This window comes from Brachybacterium sp. (assembly GCF_052095815.1).
Lineage (GTDB): Bacteria > Actinomycetota > Actinomycetes > Actinomycetales > Dermabacteraceae > Brachybacterium.
This window is the reverse complement of the sequence record NZ_JBQDLF010000100.1, coordinates 1-2,735: the sequence shown is the minus strand read 5'-3', so window position 1 is coordinate 2,735 and position 2,735 is coordinate 1. Positions and strand designations below refer to the sequence as shown.

Genomic DNA, 2,735 nt, shown 5'->3' with positions numbered 1-2,735 from the left:
GAACCCGGTGAAGCCGATTGTCGCAACAACTTCCACTGCCTCGCGCCAAGTCTAGGGGCGGGCGGCGAGCCAGGTCTTGAACACTGCCTTGGAGCGGCCTTCGACCATGTCCAGCAGCCTGGAAGGGCCGCTGTCCTAGCGAACCGTGGTCAAGTCGATGATCACCGTACAGTGCGGCCCGATATGCGACGGCGGGCTTGCAGGGCGGAGACCACCCGCGCGCAGGATCCTTGGCCTCGACTACCCCACACCGAACAGATCCTGGCGGAGTGTGCTACCTTGTAGTGCATGGAACCTGACGCTGTTCACCTCGTAGGGCAGTTGCGCCGCGGCGCTCTCGAACCATGTGTCCTCGCCGTCATCGCCCAGCAACCGACCTATGGTCTCGACCTGGCTCGAACGCTGAGCGAACGAGGACTCCTCGAGAGCGAAGGGACGCTGTACCCGCTCCTGTCGAGACTCCGAAAACGCAACCTCGTGACCACTGCCTGGCAAGAGTCCCCGAGTGGACCCCCGCGCCGCTACTACCACATCACCCCGGCAGGCAAGACCGGACTTGCTACATTCACCCAGGAATGGGGCCGCTTCCGGCAAGCCGTCGACCTCGTCATTGGAGACCACGCATGACCACTCTGCCCTCGTCCGCCGCCGCCCAGGCCTACCTCAAGCGCCTCACTGCCCTGACCGAATCGCTCCCCTCCAGCGAGCAGCTGGATCTTCTCACCGGAATCGAGGAACACCTCAGGGACGCCGAACAGCGAGGCGTGATCCAGGCGGCACTCGACAGTCTCGGCCCACCTGAGCAGATCGCCCTGGAAGCCGGGGCAGAGACGGCCGGCACACCGCGGTGGCTGCGGCTGCTTGCCGTAGCAAGCGCCGTGGCCACAGTGGGAGGCTTCATGGCCCTGGGGGCACTGCTGTGCTTCACGGCGTACTTCGACGATGACTCCGAATACGCTCTACACCCGATGCTCATCCTGCTCGCCTTCGGTGCCGGCAGCATGACAGGAGTCTTCTCGACCGTGCTGTCCTTCCTCGTCAGAGAGCTGACCGGACAGCAGCGGGTTCTGCTGACCGCTTCGTGGATCGCCTCCTCGCTGCTGGCCATCGTGTTCGGCATCGCGGGCGGGAGCGTCCCGGTCGGAGTCAACCTCCCTCTCAGCGCCCTCCCGCTCCTGATGGGTGCCATCGGGGTCGTCCTCGTCCTGCGCTACACCGCACCGAACCCCGCTCGCAAACTGGTCCGAAGCTGAGCCACCCTGGGCCCCATCGCACGTCGCGCTGGGCCGGGTTTCGGGGCTCTTCACAGATGAGGGTGTAGCTGTGGTGCGACCTGGGGCGGCGCGTCGGTGTCGGGGTGAGGGCCGAGGTCTTCCGATGATGGGAGTTCTCACACAACCCGTCCGGAAGACCTCGGCGTGCCTGACGCTACCTTCACGCGCCCTGACCTGACTACCTTCACCCGCCTCGACGGCCTCGGTCTGGAGGTCACCGGCCAGCTGCTCGCGCCTGACCGGTCCGTGCTGGCGTGCCGGGTCGTGGAGCCGGACGACTGGTGCAGGCGGTGCGGCTGCCAGGGCGTGCCCCGTGGCACGGTGAGCAGGGAGTTGGCGCACGAGCCGTTCGGGTGGCGCCCTACCACGCTGGTGCTCACCGTGCGCCGCTACCGCTGCAAGGAGTGCTCGCACGTGTGGCGTCAGGACACCACCGCTGCGGCGCCGCCGCGGGCCAAGATCTCCCGCGCCGGCCTGCGGTGGGGTCTGGTCGGGATCGTCGTCGGCCACCTGTCGATGGCCCGAGTTGCCGAAGGACTGGGCGTGGCGTGGAACACCGCCAACGACGCGGTCCTGGCTGAGGGCCGGCGTCTGCTCATCGAGGACCCGACCCGCCCGGACGGTGTCAAGGTCGTCGGGGTCGATGAGCACGTGTGGCGGCACACCCGGCGCGGTGACAAGTACGTCACCGTGATCATCGACCTCACCCCGGTCCGGGACGGCACCGGGCCCTCACGCCTGCTGGACGTGGTCGAAGGTCGGTCGAAGAAGGCGTTCAAGGACTGGCTGGCCGAGCGGGATCAGGCTTGGCGCGATGGGATCGAGGTCGTGGCCATGGACGGGTTCGCGGGCTTCAAGACCGCCACCACCGAGGAGCTGCCGGACGCCGTCACGGTTATGGATCCCTTCCACGTCATCCGGTTGGCCGGGGACGCTCTCGATGAGTGCCGCCGCCGAGTCCAGCAGGAACTGCACGGACACCGCGGACGCAAGGGCGACCCGCTCTACACCGCGCGGCGGACCCTGCACACCGGGGCTGACCTGCTCACCGACCGCCAGCGCGAGCGCCTTGACAAGCTCTTCGCTGGGGACCGGCACGTGCAAGTCGAGTGCACCTGGGGGATCTACCAGCGCATGATCTCCGCCTACCGTCACCCCGACCGGGCAGCCGGCCGCGTCGAGATGAGCTCCGTGATCGACGCCCTCGCCGACAGTGTGCCTGAGGCGTTGGTAGAACTGCGCAAGCTCGGCCGCACCCTGACCAGACGCGCCTGCGACGTCCTGGCCTACTTCGACCGGCCGCGCAAGGGCAACGGACCTACCGAAGCCGTGAACGGTCGCCTCGAGCACCTGCGTGGCCTGGCCCTCGGCTTCCGCAACCTCACCAACTAGATCGCCAGCGCACTCCTCGAAGCCGGCGGATTCAGACCACACCTACACCCCGAATTGTGAAGAGCCGGA

Annotated in this window: 3 protein-coding genes; all 3 read left to right on the top strand. The window is 67.4% G+C overall.

What is annotated here, in order from left to right; genetic code table 11:
* Nucleotides 1–288 precede the first annotated feature (288 nt).
* The 3 genes from ACTH43_RS18505 (at nt 289) to ACTH43_RS18495 (ending at nt 2,666) form a co-directional block, all read left to right on the top strand.
* On the top strand, nt 289–627 hold the full coding sequence (locus ACTH43_RS18505; RefSeq protein ID WP_013350246.1) for a PadR family transcriptional regulator: 339 nt from the start codon (nt 289–291) through the stop codon (nt 625–627).
* Nucleotides 624–1,253 (top strand): HAAS signaling domain-containing protein, encoded by a 630-nt coding sequence (locus ACTH43_RS18500; protein WP_013350245.1) that lies wholly within the window; start codon nt 624–626, stop codon nt 1,251–1,253. Before ACTH43_RS18505 ends, ACTH43_RS18500 begins: the two co-directional genes overlap by 4 nt.
* Before the next feature lie 165 nt (nt 1,254–1,418).
* Nucleotides 1,419–2,666 carry an ISL3 family transposase gene (locus ACTH43_RS18495; RefSeq protein ID WP_441446347.1) on the top strand — a complete coding sequence of 416 codons (1,248 nt, stop codon included), beginning with the start codon at nt 1,419–1,421 and terminating at the stop codon, nt 2,664–2,666.
* The last annotated feature ends 69 nt before the right edge of the window (nt 2,667–2,735 follow it).